Origin of the sequence: Bifidobacterium sp. SO4, assembly GCF_018555355.1 — a bacterium.
GTDB classification, from domain to species: domain Bacteria; phylum Actinomycetota; class Actinomycetes; order Actinomycetales; family Bifidobacteriaceae; genus Bifidobacterium; species Bifidobacterium miconisargentati.
Genome location: NZ_JAFEJP010000036.1, coordinates 1 through 1,524, shown reverse-complemented (window position 1 = coordinate 1,524; position 1,524 = coordinate 1). Strand labels below are relative to the sequence as shown.

The following is a 1,524-nucleotide window of genomic DNA, read 5'->3' as shown; positions in this document are numbered from 1 at the left end:
GACGCCATCGTGGATCTGCTCTACGGCAAGGCGAACCCCAGCGGCAAGCTCGCCGAGACCTTCCCGGTCAAGCTCTCCGACACCCCCGTCTCCCTCGTCTACCCGCAGAAGGAGAACGACCCGTACGCGGAAGGCGTGTTCATCGGCTACCGCTACTACGACAAGAAGCGGATGGACGTGCGCTTCCCGTTCGGTTTCGGCCTGAGCTACACCACATTCGAATACACGAACCTGACCGTCTCCTCCGATGAATTCGTCGACGGCGACACCCTGACCGTGACCGTGGACGTGACCAATACGGGCAAGGTCTTCGGCAAGGAGATCGTGGAACTGTACATCGGCGACGCGGGCACCGCCCCGGTGCCGCGCCCGGACAAGGAACTCAAGGGCTTCGCCAAGGTGGCGCTCGAACCGGGGGAGACCCGGACGGTCTCCATGACGCTGGACAAGCGCAGCTTCTCCTACTACAACGAGGACATCGACGACTGGGCCGTGGCCCCCGGTACGTACCGTGTGCTGATCGGTGCCTCCTCGCGAGACATCCGCCTGAGTGCCGAAGTCAAAGCCGAAGGCACGCCATTGCCGCGCAGTCCGTTCACCGCGGCCAGCACGATCCGCGAAATCCAAGCCGATCCCAAGGGCGCCGCGGTGATGCAGGCCATGATGGCCCGCGCCGCGGCCGCCACCCCCGGCGGCGGTGATCCGGCCGAACAGGAGGCCCAGCGACAGGCATTCCTGGACGACGAGGACGACGTCTCCTCCGACCCGTTCGACGCGATGGCCATGAGCATGGACATGCCGTTGCAGAAGACCGCCGACATGTCCGGCGGGCTCATGACCCCCGAGGCGATCGCCCAGCTGCTCGCCGCCGTCAACGCCTGATGACCGTCAGACGTATATCGAGAAGGGGACGATCATGACCCTGACCCGTCAAGACCTCAAAGCCGACAGCCCGCAAATGCGCGGAGCGGTCGCTTTCCTCGCCAAGATCCGCGATCTCGGCGGCATGATGAACATGCGGGAGATCTTCCCCAAGCTCACCGACGCCGAACGCGCCTACATGGCCCCATCGCAAGCCGATGAGAACGCCGTCGATATCACATCCGACACCGTGGACGGCATCGGCATGGAACTGCTCGAGCCCAAGACGGGCAAACGCCCTGGCGTCCTGTACTACATCCACGGCGGCGCGTTCATGTACGGCGACGCCGAACTCAGCCGGCCCATCGCCATCGACCTGGCCAAGGTCACCGGCCTGACCGTCTGCACGGTCAGCTACCGGCTCATGCCCAAAGACCCGTTCCCGGCCGCCGTGGACGACTGCACCGCCGTCTATCGCTGGCTGGCCGGCCGTTTCGCCGGCGAGCCCATCGTCATCGCCGGCGACAGCGCGGGCGGCAACCTGACCATGGTGATGGCGCTCGAAGGCAAACGCCTGGGACTTCCCAGGCCCGCGGCCCTGGTCACGTACTCGTTGGTCGGCGACTTCACCGGACTGCCCAGCTGGACGGAGAACGAGGGCAG

At 65.6% G+C, this 1,524-nt stretch carries 2 protein-coding genes; both read left to right on the top strand.

What is annotated here, in order from left to right; all coding sequences use genetic code 11:
* A partial coding sequence (locus tag JS536_RS11685) for a fibronectin type III-like domain-contianing protein (RefSeq protein ID WP_214357064.1) occupies nucleotides 1-882 on the top strand: 882 nt, incomplete at its 5' end.
* A 34-nt stretch (nucleotides 883-916) separates the two neighbouring features.
* Nucleotides 917-1,524 (top strand): alpha/beta hydrolase fold domain-containing protein (locus JS536_RS11680; protein ID WP_214357063.1); only part of this gene is annotated, 608 nt, incomplete at its 3' end.